We start from the raw sequence: 15,436 nt of genomic DNA on the forward strand, positions 1-15,436 counted from the left end.
CATAGACTGAAGACAGGCACCACGACGTAATAAGTAAGGTTGGATAGGTTAACGCGTCGCGTTAGCAACCCACGAATACCAGCATGATCACCGTCGAAATTACTTGCTTCATCTGATGCGTTGACGCTTCCCTAACGGGAAGAATGTTAATTAAAAAGAAAGGCTCTGGCCGAGGTTCCGGCAGGATTTTGTGCGGGCCTCTTGACGTGGGGAGTCATACCAACGCCTAGCACAACGGTGGAATAATTTGGCGGGGCTTTTTGCGTTTCTTTGCAAAAACCGCGACATATTATGGAATCCGTTGGTGCTTTTGGTTATGTGTTTAAGCACGGTACACAATCTTATGCACTGCGCTCTGAATTTTGTTGATTTGGTTAGTTTGCTCTTCAGTTAAAGCAGAACCAAATTCACACCTTGCATTGTTTATAGATTCTAATAATTGAGCCCAACCATCGGTAAGACCATTCAATGAAGACAAACCGTCAGCTATTTGATTACTTGCATGTTCGTTACCAGTCGAAACTAAACTAGCTTGCAACCCTTCAATTGCATCGAATAAATCTGTGTTTGATTGGAATTCCATATTCTCTCTATGACACATAACGCCAAGCTAAACGGAGAGGTGAACTGGCGGGCTTTTTGGTACAAAAAGCGTGACAGTTTGCCGAGTCCGTTTGAGCGCTTGGTTATGTGTTTTTAGTTTTAAGCTTCGTAAGAACATACTTATAAATTACCGTAATTGATAGAAGCCATACTAACGCTTTGATTAAAACAATCATTGAAAACCATATAGGTCTGCTATGAAATGAAATTAAATCAGTTGTTCTCAAATTGAGTATTTCTAAATCTGTTGCCACGCCAACGAATTGATGGCCAAGCCAAAAGAACAAAAATATTGATATTAAGAACCATAGTAAACTGTTCGAAATACCCAATTCTTTAAATTGCATATTTACCCTTAATACACATAACGCCCGCCTCAGCGCGCAAAGTTTTATTGGCGGCTTTTGTGCGTGTTTTTGCACAAAAGGTGACAATGAAACTTTGTCCGATGCAGGCGATTGTTATATGAAAATTCAACCATGGTTAATGTTTCCAAAAAACCGGCCACTGTTTTAACCGACAAAAAACTGGTGCTTAAATTACCACCAAAAACTCACCGAAGCCACTGACAATTTACACCGATATAAAATGCCTCTTGAAACCACCGAAGATGCCGCCTTATTACGTTTTCGGTGACGCCACCATCAAACAACCCCGATGTAAGCAAACCGCACGACCATTTTTCTTTGCAGTGAAAAAGGCTGGCGAATGGCACTGTGTTGCTTTACCGCCAACCTTTGACGAAACCACCATCCGTGCACTATGCCTTGCAACCACCGATTTTCTTGCGCCACTGAATTTTTGATTCTTTCAATTACCGCCAACTTTTAACGAAACCACCATCATTGCACCCTGCCTTGCGACCACCGAAATTCTTGTGCCACGGAGTCTATTTTTTGCTTTTTTGGCATATAACGCCTAGCACATGGGCGGAGTACTTTGGCGGGGCTTTTTGCGTGTCTTTGCAAAAAACGCGACACAGTACGGAGTCCTATGGTGCTGCTCGTTAGGTACATTTTAACCACCTTGACTTCATTAATTTAATAACACCAAAAAAGGAAACCAAACCAACCAAGGTGATGATAATACCCCACAGGATACTGATTTGAGGCTCCCTTTCAAAGAAGCTGTTTATTATGGCTGAGATACCAATCCCAACGACACCTAATAGACAAAAACAGACTACAGAAAGGAAATAATTTATAGCTGTTTTCCATTTTGGAGTCTCGGAAAGGTATGTGGCATACGATAAAACGGAAACCGATACTGAGAGCATAATTACTATTCTAAGAGGCATTTCACCGTTTGATGTAGCCTCAATAGGTATTTGAAACACAGACAACGCAACTACAAAAATCGAGAAATATACTCCAAGAGTTAAGGCTAGTTGTGCCCATTGATTATTGGCATTCATTTGGGTACCTAACGCTTTGCTAAACGGAGGAGCGAAATTGGCGCGCCTTTTTGGAACAAAAAGCGCGACACATTTTGCGGAGTCCGTTTGAGCAACTTGTTATAGCTTTTCATTTGTTTGTAGCACTTTCTTTACAACCGTTCCACAACCAAGCGAAAGCAATGCGAGCAACACTAATTGCAACGCCCAAATACTATAAATATATCTATTTGCTTGCTTGGTATTTTTTTTAGATGCCTCTTTAAGCTTTGGCAGATATTCAGGGTTTAATGCTAACTTATTTAGCTGCTCTCGCGTTTTATTGTAAATCTGCTCTTTCGTAAAGACTTGCTCAAATGTAGCCTGAGAAAAATACCCTCTAATTTTATCGTTAAGCCCATTACCAATAGCATAGATACTAATTGCTAATACAAAGCTAAGAAATATTGTAGCCACGACTTTCATACTTTGAGCCTATAACGCCGTGCTTTGCGGCGAGCGACGCGTAGCAGAGCGAGTCCAGCCCACGGGTGTTTTTCCGTGGGCGATGCAAGAGCACTTGGTTATGTGGTGAACCCTTGCAAACCACCAAAGCCCCTGAGTGGAGCGGTAGCGGAACCTAAGCCAGCCAAGCTGCGCGCTAAAATTAATAACGACCCGATTTTACCGAGCCAACTAACAGCACACCACGATAAAAACACAAAACTGTGATGATGCATTTAACTTACTATTGGCACCGGATTACAACTGTGGCGTGCCACTAACCACGAAAACTTAAACGGAGGGATGCTCAAAAAGAAAGGAGGCATCCCAGCCAAATATTGAGCCATTAACTAAAATGGCTGAAACATATAACAGTTTCTTATACGGAATCCATAATTTACCTTATTAGGCGGCGTCCGTATAATCCATATTTGAAATTTACAAAGGATTGTAAATAAAGCATAAGGAAATAGATATGTCTCAGGTCACGGATGATCGAGAAAAACGTTTTTGGAACAACTATATAGCTCAACTTTCTGAGCGCAATATCAAGCCCGCTCTGTTCCAGTGGTATGTGCGTCATTGTGAGCAGTTTATTCGGTATTATACGGACGTCCGGCTTAAGGAACATACCGATCAAAGTGTTCAGGATTACTTCTCAAACTTACTTGAGAGTAACAAGCTCAAGGCTTGGCAGAAGCGTCAGGTGGTTGATGCGATTCATTGTTTGTTTCTAAGTATTCATTCCCCCTTTTGTAAGCAGGTTGATTGGGATTATTGGAAAATGTCGTGCAAAGAGTTGGAGGCTGATCATGTCTCGAATGCGCGAAATAATACGCCTGTTGTAACAGGTCGAAGCAAAAATATGGACTTGGAGGGCAGTGCAAATGCACCAGAAGTCGAGAAGTTAATCTATCAGGTGCGTGCTAAGGGGTACAGTATTCGCACCGAAAAGACTTATGTCCATTGGGTTAATCGCTTCTTAAAGTTCTGTTCTAATAGTCACACCCAAGGTAACTCTGCCAGAGATGTGATTGACTATCTTTCATTTTTGGCTGTTGATAAGGGTGTGTCGAGTTCAACGCAGGCGCTTGCGCTGAATGCAATAGTCTTTTACTTCAAAATGGTTTTAAACCTTGAGCTTGGTGATGTTAGCCAATTCGTCAAGGCAAAAAAACGTCAGAAGTTGCCGGTTGTCTTGTCTGCCGATGAAGTAAACGAAATATTAGCCGAACTACAAGGGGTTCAATTGCTACTGGTATCATTGCTCTATGGCTGTGGTCTAAGGTTGATGGAGGCGATTCGGCTTAGAGTTCAAGATATCGATTTTGCGTATCAGCAAATTATCATACGCAATGCCAAAGGGAATAAGGAAAGGGTGGTGCCGCTTCCTGCTAAAATTCAAGGGTCACTAAAAGCGCACTTGAAAGACGTAAAAGCGATGCATGAAACCGATTTAAAGGAAGGTTATGGTAGTGTTTATATGCCAGCCGAATTAGTTAGGAAGTATGGCAAAAATGACCAGCTATGGATTTGGCAATATGTGTTTCCTAGTGCCAAATTATCGCTCGACCCCAAGTCGAAAGCAGTGCGCAGGCACCATTTACACGAGTCGACCTTGCAGAAGTCGGTCAGGTACTGCGCTCGAAAGCTCGGGATTGCAAAGCGTGTTACCTGTCATACCTTTCGTCACAGTTTTGCCACGCATCATTTGGAACGCGGGATGGATATTAGAATGCTGCAAGAACTATTGGGGCATTCCGACGTTGCCACGACGATGATTTATACCCACACAGCTAATTTCTCTAAGGGCAAGACTTCTAGTCCGTTGGACTTTCTTTAGTGCTAACCTGCAAAGAACTAATCCTAACCTGGTCTCCCTGTATCACCTCTAAGCCGAAAGCCCCGCAGTGAGAACAAGCATCGTATAGGTGCTTGATTTCACTTTGTTTCTGGCAGCTTCCGCATAGGCCAATACCTGAAGGGCGGGATAGGATTAACTTCGCATTGTCTGCAATGGAGCCTTTCATCACGGCGTCAAAACAAAACTGCATAGCTTCTGCCTCGACATGGCTTAGTTGACCGACCTCTAAATAAACGGCTTCAACCAAGTTGAAGTGCTCGGCTTCGGCTTGTTCTTCAATGAGTTCACGCATACTTTCCGCAAGTGATAGCTCATGCATGCTCGCTAATCCACTTGGTAGTGAACGCGAGGGCTTTATCTAAATTGCCTTGGGCGCGCGGGCTCAGTGTCTCGTCAAAGACATCAAATTCGTAGCCGCGAATTGCCAGAATAAAGGCTTCGGGTTTTGTCTCATATAAGGTATGGCACAATTGCAGAACCGACTCAGGTTGAAGCTGATGGCTGCCCAGGCTTTGTTGATCATTAGCGCTGGCTTCATTAAACGAAAAGGGTGGGGAAGAGTCTAAACTCGCGTCTACAAATACCACCGTGTCGTACTGTGTAATGTCGTAAGCGTCTTCGACGGTGAGTTGGTAGTTTGAAGAAAGGCTTACTTTATCAGCAAGTATTGAGTCATCTTCGAGTGCTTTAATAAGCGCCGGGCCGAGGCCATCATCTTGTCTGCCAGGGTTGCCGTAGCCAATAAAGAGTATCTTCTTAATCATCTAGATCTTGCTCATCTAGTGTTGGCCATCTACAAACTGGCTGTTACTGTCGATCAGTTTATTTTCATGATCAAACAGCTCCACCTTGAGCGGCATTTGGCCGAGCGCATGGGTTGCACAAGATAAACATGGGTCGTAAGCGCGAACGGCCACTTCGATATGATTGAGCATGCCTTCCGATATTTTGTTCTTGCCTGAAATATATTTTCGGGCGACATCGGTCACTGCTTTGTTCATGGCGGTATTGTTATGGGTTGTCGAGACAATCAAGTTGCAGTAGGTGACTTGGTCATTCTCATTGACTTTGTAATGGTGGAATAAAGAGCCTCTCGGCGCTTCGATTACGGCTATCCCTTCTTCACGACGATCGCCGGTTAGTTTGAGATCCGTACCCATAATATCCGGGTCAAGAAGTAGTTCTTTGATCTTTTCGACACAGTGAAGGACTTCTATCATTCGTGCCCAGTGATAGGCCAAAGACATATGAGCAGGCTTATGTTGGGAGAACTCTTTGAATTCTTCATGACGAGCATTGGCCAAGGGGGTGTCGATAAAGCTGACTGTATTCATGCGAGCCAGTGGGCCGACCCGATACCAACCGTCAACATTGCCCCGGCTCTTGATAAAGGGGAACTTCATGTACGACCAGGGTTTTACTTCTTCTTTGATAAAATCATCGAAGTGCCGGTAATCCATTTGGTCAAAGATCAAGTTGCCGTTGGCGTCAATTGCGCGAAGCTGGCCATCGTATAAATCTAAAGCGCCGTCATCACGAACCAGTGACATATGACTAGACTTAAAGTTGGCGAAGCTTTCTACCAGCCCTAGGTGCTCAAGTGTATAGTTGCGCGTAATATCGACCGCTTCTTGTGACCACTCAATCATCTGATCGATATCTTGTAGTAGTTTGTCTCGTTCTTGAACTGAAAGACTCTTACTGATGCCGCCCGGAATGGCTGTGTTGCCATGAATTTTTTTACCTGCGGTGTACTGAATAACTTCTTGTCCGTACTTGCGCATTAATACGCCTTTCTTGGCCAGGTCAGGAAAGGCTTTAATGACTTCAAAGATATTGCGCTTTTTAGCGGGAGCAGAAAAACCAAAGAGCAGGTCAGGTGAACTGAGATGGAAGAAGTGGAGTACGTTGCTCTGCATAATCTGGCCGTAGTGCATTAGGCGGCGCATTTTTTCGGCGGTGGGCGTGAGTTGGTCAACACCGACAATCATATCCATAGCTTTTGCGGCTGCTAAGTGATGACTTACCGGGCAGATGCCACACAAGCGCTGAACGATGACAGGCACTTCCCAAAGTAATCGGCCCTGGATAAAGCGCTCAAAGCCTCTGAACTCGACAATATGTAAGCGCGCTTCAGACACCTGGTTTTGTTCATCGAGGTGAATCGTCACTTTGCCGTGACCCTCGACTCGCGTTAGGGGTTCTATTTCTACGATCCGAGCTTTTGTTTTTTTCATCTTTTCAGCCCTTGAATTAGTCAAACTTGATCAGTGAATAATCAAGCGAAGGTGGCTCGCCTTTGATCAAGGCTGTTAAAGCACTCCATAGCGCATCGCCAGAAGGTGGACAACCTGGAATCTGGTAGTCAACTTTGACCACATCGACGCAGGTGTAAACCTTGTCGAGCAGCAAAGGTAGAGCTGGGTCATTTGGTATCTGGTTTTCTGGGTTGAGTACCTTGGGCGTGGTATAGGCTTCGTCCAGGCATTCTCTTAGCGGATCATCGGAATGCATAATGGCATTTCGCATGACCGGCAAACCGCCCATGATGGCGCATTGCCCAACGGCAAAAAGTATGTCGCAGTTCTCTCTGAATTCACGAAGCACATGGACGTTATCTTCATTACAGCAGCCGCCTTCAATGAGGCCAATGTCGCAACGGCGTGTGAACTTTTTGACATCGTTTAAAGGGCTGCGATCAAACTCGGCCAGTTCCATTAGTTCGATTATTCTTTCATCAATATCCAGCAACGACATATGACAGCCAAAGCAACCTGCCAGAGAGGTGGTGGCAATACGCTTCTTTCTCATTTTGTACTGTCCTCTTTGCCGGTTTCAGGCTGGTATTGTCGTACTTCGATATCTGAGCCAATTATATGGCTGTCGTATTGACGCTCGCCAACGGGGGCGAAAAAGCCATCGTTCTTTCGAATAATACAGCCAACCGGACAAACCTCTAACGACATGGCATAGTCGTTAATATCGGCATTGGTATCAGCAAGGCAGTCGCCATTCACACCAATACGTTTATGGATACCGCGACCCACGTATTCAAAGACATGCTTGTCGTCAACGTCTCGTGAGGCTCGAATACAACGGCCACAGAGTATGCAGCGGTTGTTATCTAATGCGATATCCGGGTGCGAAGCATCAACCGGGCGTGAGGGCTGTAAGTATGGGAAGTCTGATGCCTGAGACAAACCAAGGCGATAGGCGGTTGCTTGTAGTTCGCAGCGTCCACTAGCTTCGCAGATAGGACAGAGATGATTGCCTTCATGAAATAACATTCTGACCAAATCTTTGCGATAGCCTGTTACTTCCTGGCTTTCATTTTCAATAATTGCACCGTTTTCGATAGGTTGTGTGCAGGCGGCAACGACCCGGCCATTCATTTTGACAGAGCAAACTCGGCAGCTACCTTGGGGAACAAGGCCTTCAGAATCGCATAGCCGAGGAATGTAGATACCTTGTGCCTCACAGGCAGACATTATCGACTGCCCCTCAAGGGCTTCGACTTTCTTGCCGTCGATGGTAAAGCTAAGTCGCTTTTCTTCTTGGTTCATCATTTTTGCTCCCTGTCGTCATGGTCGTATCGCGGGTCAAAATAATCGATCGCCGTTTAGCGATAATACGCGATTCATTCAATGCACTTTGAATATCAAAACCTGCCTGACGACCATCCGGGTGGTCTTTTAGTAATGCCGCGTACACTAAAGGGAAGTTTTCAATTGTCGATAAAATAGGTTTAGGGGACGTATGCCCAAGCCCGCAGCGACTGGTTTGAATAATGGTATTGCCGAGGCTTTGCAAAGACTCCAGGTCCTTGCTCTCGCCCTGGCCGAGCATGATTTTCTCAAGCCCTTTCTTTAAAAACACATTACCGACTCTGCATGGCGTGCAGTAGCCACAGCTTTCTTCAATAAAGAAGTGCATAAAGTAATTGACGATATCGAGAATATTACGTTGCGCCGAGAAAATCATGATAGCCCCTGCTGTAGGTAAATCCTCAAAACATAAGCGCCGGTTAAAGTCGATACGCGCAATCATTTCGCCACTGGCACCACCTACCTGGACAGCTTCTGCATCAATAGCACCAGCTAAGTCGAGTGCATCGGAGACGCTAATACCATGCTCAACTTCATAGATGCCAGGGCGCTCGCAGTCGCCGCAAATACTGAGCAGCTTGCTACCTTTGCTGTGCTCGGTGCCAAGAGACTGAAACCACTCAGCACCTTTGTCCAGAATATGAGGCACGTTGCAGAAGGTTTCGACGTTGTTCACCACTGTTGGATAACCCAAGTAGCCTTTCTGCGCAGGGAAAGGTGGTTTGTTTTTTGGTTCTCCGCGTTGTCCTTCGCATGAGCTGATCAGAGAGCTTTCTTCGCCGCAAATATAGGCACCTGCACCAAGTTGGATGCGGATATCGAAGGAAAAGCGTGTTCCGGTTGACTCGTCAATAAGCATGTCTTGGCCGAGCAGGGCTTCTCGACGTCGTTCTTCCAATACGCTATTTAGGTAGGGCAGCAGGTAACGATATTCAGCGCGCAAATAGAGAATGCCATGCTCACTACCAATTGCGTAGGCGGCGATAGTCATACCCTCTATTAAGAGGTGAGCGCGCTCTGTTAGCAATACTCTATCTTTAAAGGTGCCGGGCTCGCCTTCGTCGGCATTACAAATGACATAACGTTTTTCAGCCGGTGTTTGGGCTGCAAATTGCCATTTGCGCGCGATTTGAAAACCCGCGCCGCCGCGACCTCTTAGATCGGAGCGGAGTAACTCATCAATAATCTCGTCGGGGCTTTTTGAGAGGCATTTAGCCAAAGCTTGCGCTAAAGGAGGCTCACTTAGTAATACCGGGCCAGATTGCTGAATATTGTTATTTACCATGCTCCGTACTAGTGAGTGGCTGTTATTTCCATCGCCTGTTTTACCGCCGAATACCGATAAACACGTGTCATGAATTCGGGTGGATAGTGCTCTCCAGTTATCGGATTCAGATGCTTTGAGTGTACGTTTTAGTGCGTTAACTAAACGTTTCACTTTGCTTGGTGTTAACGAGGTGACGACGTGCTCGTTAATCAGGGCGGCAGGGGCTTGGTCACTCATGCCTATGCAGGGCGTGAGGTGGAGTGAAAACTTCCCATCCAGAGTCGTGTTGCCAACAGGGATCCCTAATGCCAACTCAAAGGCCTGCAGAATTTCCGCGCTCCCCTTATGCTGGTCGATTATATCTTCACTCAGGTGAATGATGATTTTTCCTTGAGGGCTAGTTTTGAAAAAACTATAGAAACTCGCGACCCCTTCAACAACGACTCGGTGACTGTTGGTTTTTTCTGCGACTAACTTCATTGAGTCGCCACTGATCCAACCTAAGGTGTTTTGTATCGCCCAAAGGATATCAATCATTCGCTTGGGATTGTTATCAAAGCCTTGGCAGATTTCAGAAATACGAAGCTGGTTTTCCATAAGCAGACTACTGAGTTGTTATTTTCTTGGTACAGCCATGAAGTTAAATAGTGTAGTTCTTATTAAGTATTCCTTGCTAGCCTTGCTGAGTAAATAGCTGATCTTGATCCAGGTTAATTCTTCGGCAAAAAGCTATGAAGAAAGTTTTATATGTTATGTCGAGATTTATCAGCAGGAATGATAAGCTGATCAAAAAATAACATCTTTTTAGCGAAATGAGCGATGGTTACTTTCAAAAACTTTGGTTGCTCGATACGATATGTTCATATAGCAACATTTATGAGTATTTTAGGGCAAGGTAAGAAAGCCTTTTTTCACTGACTCAAAATATTCATTGATAATAAAAACAAAATAAAAGGTTAACTATGGGCGCTTTAAATATAGCCAAAATCGGGCACCGAAACTTACGTACTGAATATCAGACTTCGGGTGAGGTCTTTATCCCTATCGCGCGTGTTAAGCCGCTAGTTAAAATCCTCATGATGAATAAGGTAGATCTGAGGTCCTTGTTAAAAGATACAGGGCTTCAGTTTCAGGATTTATCCGAGACTGATCAGACGATAAATTTTCTTCAGTACAAGCAGCTGATTATTAATGCGAGGCGTTTGCTTCCTCATCATCCTTTTGCACTTTACTTGGGAGAGCAGAGTTTTCTGCATCATGATGGAGTACTCGCGGCTCGAATTATGAGTAGTGAGAATGTTCAGCAAGCGATGGAACTTCTGACCAAGTATCAACCTTTATTTACACAGATACTGGGTTTCAAGTTTGAAATGCAAAAATCTGGATTGGGAGTGTTAACCCTGACGCCTAAACAAGACTTGGGTGACGCGCTACCTTATTTTATGGAATTCACCTGCTCTGTAATTTACTCCTTAGGGCGCTTTTTTATGGGGGGCGTTGAGCTGGATGACCATGATAAAGCGGGCCAGATACACTTTTCCTTCGATCAACCGAAGGTAATTGAGGCTTACGACGAGTTCTTTTCGGTGCCGGTATTTTTTAATCAGGATCAGAATCGAATTGTTTTGTCTGAAGCCTTGCTTAAGCAGCCTCTGGTTTTCTACAACAAAGATTCGGCCCAGTTAAATGAACAATGTTGTCAGGAGCGTTTGAGTGAAGTTTGCCCTGATAATACGGTTTTAGATCGCGTGAAATTCATTATTCGTAGAGATATTTTCCAAGAATTGTCTCTTGATACCTTAGCCTCTGAGCTTTGTATGTCTCCGCGTACCTTACGGCGTCATCTTCAGTCTCATGAAACATCATATAAAGAGCTATTAGAAGAGGAACGTAAGCGCGTTGCACTGGCTCATATTCGAAAACAGGATATATCCATTGAAACTTTGGCTGAAAGCTTGGGTTATAGTGATGCATCAAGTTTCAGCCGAGCTTTTAAACGCTGGTACGGTCTATCGCCGAAGAACTTTAAACCGAATTAGAATGCTTAGTTTTTTATTGCTCTTTGCTTAGTTTACAACGGCTAGATGGTGGGTAGTCACTTTGTAAACAGAGCCTTCCAAGGCTCGCTAGCAATTTAGCACGCCCTTGATTAATGAGGGGGAGCCTCTGCCTAGCTTTTTTAAACTCGGCTTACTATAACTGCCCACACTTGATCTGACTCATTTACCTAGCCTGCGCTCTGTGTAATGGTTTCCTTAAACAATAAGAGGAGGCTATATGACCAAGCAATCCGTTTCCATTGCCATCGCTGGCTACGGCGGTACGGGTGTTATCACAACCGGACAGTTACTGCTCAAGGCTTGCGCCAAAGCAGGCTACTTCGGTTTGGCGCAACGCTCTTTCGGGCCGCAAATAAGGGGAGGGGAGTCTTTAAGCCTTCTTCGTTTTTCAAATCATCCTGTTCAATCCCCTGATGACTATTTCGACTTACTCGTCTTGCTTGATACTGACCATGTCACGCGTTTTAGTGCTGAAGTGCCATTGAACGAAAACAGTGTCGTTATCATAGGGAAAGATCAGACTAAGACTCCAGAGTTTGTTAAAGACTCTGGTGCTCGCGTCGTCGAGCTTCCATTGGATACACTGGCAAGTGAGACCGCTGATGGCGGAGAGAATATTGTCGCTGCGGGCCTGTTAGCTAAATTCTTAGGTTTGGAGCAAGGCACGATACAGAAGGTATTGAGAGAGCACTTTGCCAAGAAAGAAGAGTTGCTGTCGCAGGCTGAAGACTGGTTAATTGCGGGTTGGAACCTGGCTGACCAATACCAGGAAGTGGCGCAAGTTCAATTGGCAGATAAGAGTGAAAAATCTCCACAATGGTTGGTAAATGGTAGTGAGTCTTGTGGTCTCGGTGCGCTAAAGGCAGGTACGCGCTTTGTTGCGGCTTATCCGATTACACCGGCTTCGGGCATTCTTGAGTGGCTCGCGCCAAATTTGGAAAAATTGGGCGGCAGTTTGGTTCAGGCTGAAGATGAGCTGGCCTCTATCAATATGATTATCGGATCGTCTTTTGGCGGTGTTTCGTCGCTTACCGCTACCTCTGGCCCTGGTTTAGCATTGATGGCTGAGTCTATAGGTTTGGCCGTTGCCAGTGAAACTCCTCTGGTAATTGTGAATGTGATGCGAGGAGGCCCTTCAACGGGTATTCCCACCAAATCAGAGCAGTCTGATCTAAATATGGCGCTACATGGTTTGCATGGCGATGCGCCGCATGTGGTGACTGCCATGTTATCGATTGCAGACAGTGCCTTTACCACGGGTTGGTCAGTGTGGTTGGCAGAACACCTGCAGGTGCCAGTGATTACCTTGTCTGACCAATCAATGGCCCAGTCAGATGCAAGCCTTCTGGAGCCGCAGCTTTGGCAAGAAAAGGGTGAACGCTTGATCGCAGCGCATTCAGATACGCCTTATCATCGTTACGCACTAACTGATAGCGGTATCTCACCTATGTCGATTCCTGGTGAAGAAGACATGATGTATACCGCAGACGGGTTGGAGCATAACCAACATGGCACGCCTTCTGCTGCCACAGAAATGCATCGCGAGCAGCTGCAGAAACGCGCCGAGAAGCTTCGTCAGTTCGATTATTCTGAACATTGGGCTGAGGTGTCAGGGCAGGGTGAAAGCGCCATAGTTTGTTGGGGGTCGGTCTCATCGGTAGCTAAAGAAGCGGCTGAAAGAATGACCGAGCAAGGTGAGGCATGCCGAGTCATTGCTTTACGTTTGATCGCGCCACTACAAACCGAGGCGCTGTTGCGCGAGCTAGAGGGTGCAGAAAAAGTACTTGTTGTCGAGCAGAGTCATGGTGCCCAGTTTATGGCTTGGTTAAGGGCGCATGTAGACTTTCCTTGTGCTCACCAAAGCTTGGCTATTCCGGGCCCTTTACCTATCCGGCCGAAGCATATTATCGGTGCCTTTAATCAATGGGAACAGAACGCTCTGGAGGTAGAACATGTCGCCAACTGCTGAGAATAAAAACATAGCAACAAGAAAAGCGAAGGATTATAAGTCTACGGTCAGCCCAATTTGGTGTGCCGGTTGTGGGCACTATTCAGTGTTAGCTGCTTTAACCCGTGCTTTGGCAAAACTCAACCTTGACCCGGAGAATGTTGCTATCATTTCGGGTATTGGCTGTTCGTCTCGTTTGCCTGCCTACACACATTTATTCGGTTTTCATGGTGTTCACGGTCGGGCGCTGCCCGTGGCGGGTGGTTTGAAGGTGGCACGTCCGGATTTGACTGTCATCGCGGTGGGAGGCGATGGTGATGGTTTTTCTATTGGTGGCAATCACTTTTTGCATGCCTGTCGACGGAATATCAATTTCACCTATATCGCCATGGATAATGAAGTCTACGGTATGACTAAAGGGCAGGCTTCACCTACGACGCCTTCGGATTGGGATCACAGTAAACTAACCCCTCATGGCACGGGTGTTCCTGCACTGCAGCCAGCGAGCCTTGCACTGGGTGCCGGGGCCGGATTTATCGCGCGTGGTTATTATGGTGATCCGAAGCAGCTAACGGATTTAATCGTTAAGGCTATTGAACATGAAGGTTTCTCCTTCGTGCAGGCATTGAGCCAGTGTGTCACCTTTGTACCTGAGCAAAAGCATTGGAAGGAAATGGTCCATGAGTTTGGTCAGGAGCACACTCACGACCCAATTCAGACCGCTGCTGAAATTCAGAGGGATGATGGCTTCGGGCTTGGTATGATTTATCAGAATGAAAGACCTGCATGGATGCCTCCGCATTATGAGCCCGAGAACGAAGGGGAAGTGCTGGACGAAATGCAGCGTACGTTTCAGGTTTAGATGTATGACTTGAAGGCGGCTTACTTAAGTTAGTCCTTTTCTGAAAAGAGGGCTGTAACCAATGGCACTTACTTAAGCTTGATTTCGCCCCGAAACTCGTCATTCCCGCGCACAAGGTGAATTGCGCAGCAAGAGAGGGCCGCCTGGGCGGGGCGGGAATCCATTGTTTTTCAGCCGTTTGGCTGACCTAGAGAGTTAAAAAAGACTAGAAATCTTTAGGTTAGCGATAGTCATGGTCCTTCAATTTCATTGAGTTAGCCTCAAAACAATGGATTCCCTTGTTCAAGGGAATGACGCCATTTTCTCCTTAAGTAAGTGCCATTCGACTCTGAACCTCTTTATTTTTACCTCGTTTATTTCTTATATAGCCAGCCTTTTCTTACCAAATGCTTTTCGCCTTCTACGGCGAAGAAAACTACTAAAGCTAGTCCACAGCAGATCAATAACTCCGTCATGGGGAGTGCCTGAGTTTTAAACCATTCGTTACCTAGTGGCGTGTAAATAACAAGTAATTGCAGTGCGAGAGTACTGATCAATGCCGCAATTAAGGCCTTATTGGTAAAGAACCCGATAGAAAACAGAGACAAGGTTTCTGAACGAATTGCCATGACATGCATGAGCTGGGATAAAGTCAGCGTGGTAAATACCATTGATTGCCAGTAGTCGGGGCTGTACTCTAGGGCCCAATATTGGGCGAAGAGAGATAGTGCACCGATTAAAAAACCTATAAATACAATGTGTTGCCACATACCGTGAGAAAAAATACTTTCATTTGGTGGGCGTGGCGCTCTGGCCATGACACCTTTTTCTTTTGGCTCGACAGATAGGGCCAATCCAGGTAAACCATCGGTAACCAAGTTTATCCAAAGAATGTGGATAGGCAGCAGGGGAATAGGCATACCCAAAAAAGGTGCGAGCAGTAATACCCAAATTTCACCTGAGTTACTGGTCATCGTATATTTTATGAATTTTCGAATATTATCGAAGATTCGTCTACCCTGTTCGACTGCTTTGACGATGGTGGCGAAGTTGTCGTCGAGTAGCACCATATCAGAAGCTTCACGAGCTACGTCAGTGCCATTCTTCCCCATAGCGACACCTATGTGGGCATTTTTGAGTGCTGGGGCATCGTTCACTCCGTCTCCAGTCATTGCGCAATATTCGCCATTGCTTTGAATTGCATTTACCAGTCGGACTTTCTGCTCTGGTGAGACTCGCGCATAAACTTGCGTTGACTGAACAGTTTGTTGGAGTTCAATATCATCAATCGATGCCATATCAGCCCCGGTAATGACACTGGGGTGATGTTCACTGCTATTCGCTGACTCGTTAGCTGGAACCAGATCGAGTT

At 45.6% G+C, this 15,436-nt stretch carries 14 protein-coding genes; 4 read left to right on the top strand and 10 right to left on the bottom strand.

Annotated features, from left to right (window positions below; translation table 11 throughout):
* Positions 1 to 322: 322 nt before the first annotated feature.
* The 3 genes from A3729_RS00730 to A3729_RS00745 all read right to left on the bottom strand — a co-directional run bounded on the left by A3729_RS00730 (position 323) and on the right by A3729_RS00745 (position 2,461).
* Positions 323 to 583, bottom strand: a complete 261-nt coding sequence (locus A3729_RS00730) for a hypothetical protein (protein ID WP_068510940.1) — start codon at positions 581 to 583, stop codon at positions 323 to 325.
* A 1,026-nt stretch (positions 584 to 1,609) separates the two neighbouring features.
* Positions 1,610 to 2,017, bottom strand: a complete 408-nt coding sequence (locus A3729_RS00740) for a hypothetical protein (protein ID WP_068510936.1) — start codon at positions 2,015 to 2,017, stop codon at positions 1,610 to 1,612.
* Between the two features lie 99 nt (positions 2,018 to 2,116).
* On the bottom strand, positions 2,117 to 2,461 hold the full coding sequence (locus A3729_RS00745) for a hypothetical protein (protein WP_068510934.1): 345 nt from the start codon (positions 2,459 to 2,461) through the stop codon (positions 2,117 to 2,119).
* A gap of 493 nt (positions 2,462 to 2,954) precedes the next feature.
* On the opposite strand from A3729_RS00745, the gene A3729_RS00750 reads away from it, so the two are divergent.
* A complete protein-coding gene (locus tag A3729_RS00750) occupies positions 2,955 to 4,322 on the top strand; it encodes an integron integrase (protein WP_068511670.1) in 1,368 nt (455 codons plus the stop codon).
* Here A3729_RS00750 and hypA read toward each other — a convergent pair.
* From hypA to A3729_RS00780, 6 genes are read right to left on the bottom strand one after another with little or no spacing between them, the layout of a single operon-like run.
* Positions 4,300 to 4,662, bottom strand: coding sequence for a hydrogenase maturation nickel metallochaperone HypA (gene hypA, locus A3729_RS00755; protein ID WP_068511667.1), 363 nt, complete (start codon positions 4,660 to 4,662; stop codon positions 4,300 to 4,302). The two genes, A3729_RS00750 and hypA, sit on opposite strands and share 23 nt — an antisense overlap.
* Positions 4,655 to 5,107: a hydrogenase maturation protease gene (locus A3729_RS00760; protein WP_068511665.1), complete on the bottom strand. Its 453-nt coding sequence runs from the start codon at positions 5,105 to 5,107 to the stop codon at positions 4,655 to 4,657. Before A3729_RS00760 ends, hypA begins: the two co-directional genes overlap by 8 nt.
* Positions 5,108 to 5,122: 15 nt before the next feature.
* Positions 5,123 to 6,580 carry a Ni/Fe hydrogenase subunit alpha gene (locus A3729_RS00765; protein WP_068511663.1) on the bottom strand — a complete coding sequence of 486 codons (1,458 nt, stop codon included), beginning with the start codon at positions 6,578 to 6,580 and terminating at the stop codon, positions 5,123 to 5,125.
* A gap of 16 nt (positions 6,581 to 6,596) precedes the next feature.
* Complete coding sequence (locus A3729_RS00770) at positions 6,597 to 7,154, bottom strand: NADP oxidoreductase (protein ID WP_068511660.1); 558 nt, start codon at positions 7,152 to 7,154, stop codon at positions 6,597 to 6,599.
* Complete coding sequence (locus A3729_RS00775) at positions 7,151 to 7,909, bottom strand: 2Fe-2S iron-sulfur cluster-binding protein (protein ID WP_068632966.1); 759 nt, start codon at positions 7,907 to 7,909, stop codon at positions 7,151 to 7,153. The genes A3729_RS00770 and A3729_RS00775 overlap by 4 nt, the downstream gene beginning before the upstream one ends.
* On the bottom strand, positions 7,881 to 9,812 hold the full coding sequence (locus A3729_RS00780; protein ID WP_068516153.1) for an NAD(P)H-dependent oxidoreductase subunit E: 1,932 nt from the start codon (positions 9,810 to 9,812) through the stop codon (positions 7,881 to 7,883). Before A3729_RS00780 ends, A3729_RS00775 begins: the two co-directional genes overlap by 29 nt.
* Before the next feature lie 365 nt (positions 9,813 to 10,177).
* On the opposite strand from A3729_RS00780, the gene A3729_RS00785 reads away from it, so the two are divergent.
* From A3729_RS00785 to A3729_RS00795, 3 genes are all read left to right on the top strand, one after another.
* Positions 10,178 to 11,254, top strand: a complete 1,077-nt coding sequence (locus A3729_RS00785) for an AraC family transcriptional regulator (protein WP_068516150.1) — start codon at positions 10,178 to 10,180, stop codon at positions 11,252 to 11,254.
* A gap of 238 nt (positions 11,255 to 11,492) precedes the next feature.
* Complete coding sequence (locus A3729_RS00790) at positions 11,493 to 13,244, top strand: 2-oxoacid:acceptor oxidoreductase subunit alpha (protein ID WP_068632967.1); 1,752 nt, start codon at positions 11,493 to 11,495, stop codon at positions 13,242 to 13,244.
* Positions 13,228 to 14,085, top strand: coding sequence for a 2-oxoacid:ferredoxin oxidoreductase subunit beta (locus A3729_RS00795; RefSeq protein ID WP_068516145.1), 858 nt, complete (start codon positions 13,228 to 13,230; stop codon positions 14,083 to 14,085). Before A3729_RS00790 ends, A3729_RS00795 begins: the two co-directional genes overlap by 17 nt.
* Before the next feature lie 353 nt (positions 14,086 to 14,438).
* Here the strand turns inward: A3729_RS00795 and A3729_RS00800 are convergent.
* On the bottom strand, positions 14,439 to 15,436 hold a 998-nt coding region (locus A3729_RS00800; RefSeq protein WP_156497549.1), incomplete at its 5' end, for an HAD-IC family P-type ATPase.

Source organism: Oleiphilus sp. HI0043 (genome assembly GCF_001634935.1).

Coding starts and splice junctions, on each gene's coding strand:
- A3729_RS00730 (WP_068510940.1), bottom strand. CDS start 583: ATGGAATTCCAATCAAACACAGATTTATTCGATGCAATTGAAGGGTTG.
- A3729_RS00740 (WP_068510936.1), bottom strand. CDS start 2,017: ATGAATGCCAATAATCAATGGGCACAACTAGCCTTAACTCTTGGAGTA.
- A3729_RS00745 (WP_068510934.1), bottom strand. CDS start 2,461: ATGAAAGTCGTGGCTACAATATTTCTTAGCTTTGTATTAGCAATTAGT.
- A3729_RS00750 (WP_068511670.1), top strand. CDS start 2,955: ATGTCTCAGGTCACGGATGATCGAGAAAAACGTTTTTGGAACAACTAT.
- hypA (WP_068511667.1), bottom strand. CDS start 4,662: ATGCATGAGCTATCACTTGCGGAAAGTATGCGTGAACTCATTGAAGAA.
- A3729_RS00760 (WP_068511665.1), bottom strand. CDS start 5,107: ATGATTAAGAAGATACTCTTTATTGGCTACGGCAACCCTGGCAGACAA.
- A3729_RS00765 (WP_068511663.1), bottom strand. CDS start 6,580: ATGAAAAAAACAAAAGCTCGGATCGTAGAAATAGAACCCCTAACGCGA.
- A3729_RS00770 (WP_068511660.1), bottom strand. CDS start 7,154: ATGAGAAAGAAGCGTATTGCCACCACCTCTCTGGCAGGTTGCTTTGGC.
- A3729_RS00775 (WP_068632966.1), bottom strand. CDS start 7,909: ATGATGAACCAAGAAGAAAAGCGACTTAGCTTTACCATCGACGGCAAG.
- A3729_RS00780 (WP_068516153.1), bottom strand. CDS start 9,812: ATGGAAAACCAGCTTCGTATTTCTGAAATCTGCCAAGGCTTTGATAAC.
- A3729_RS00785 (WP_068516150.1), top strand. CDS start 10,178: ATGGGCGCTTTAAATATAGCCAAAATCGGGCACCGAAACTTACGTACT.
- A3729_RS00790 (WP_068632967.1), top strand. CDS start 11,493: ATGACCAAGCAATCCGTTTCCATTGCCATCGCTGGCTACGGCGGTACG.
- A3729_RS00795 (WP_068516145.1), top strand. CDS start 13,228: ATGTCGCCAACTGCTGAGAATAAAAACATAGCAACAAGAAAAGCGAAG.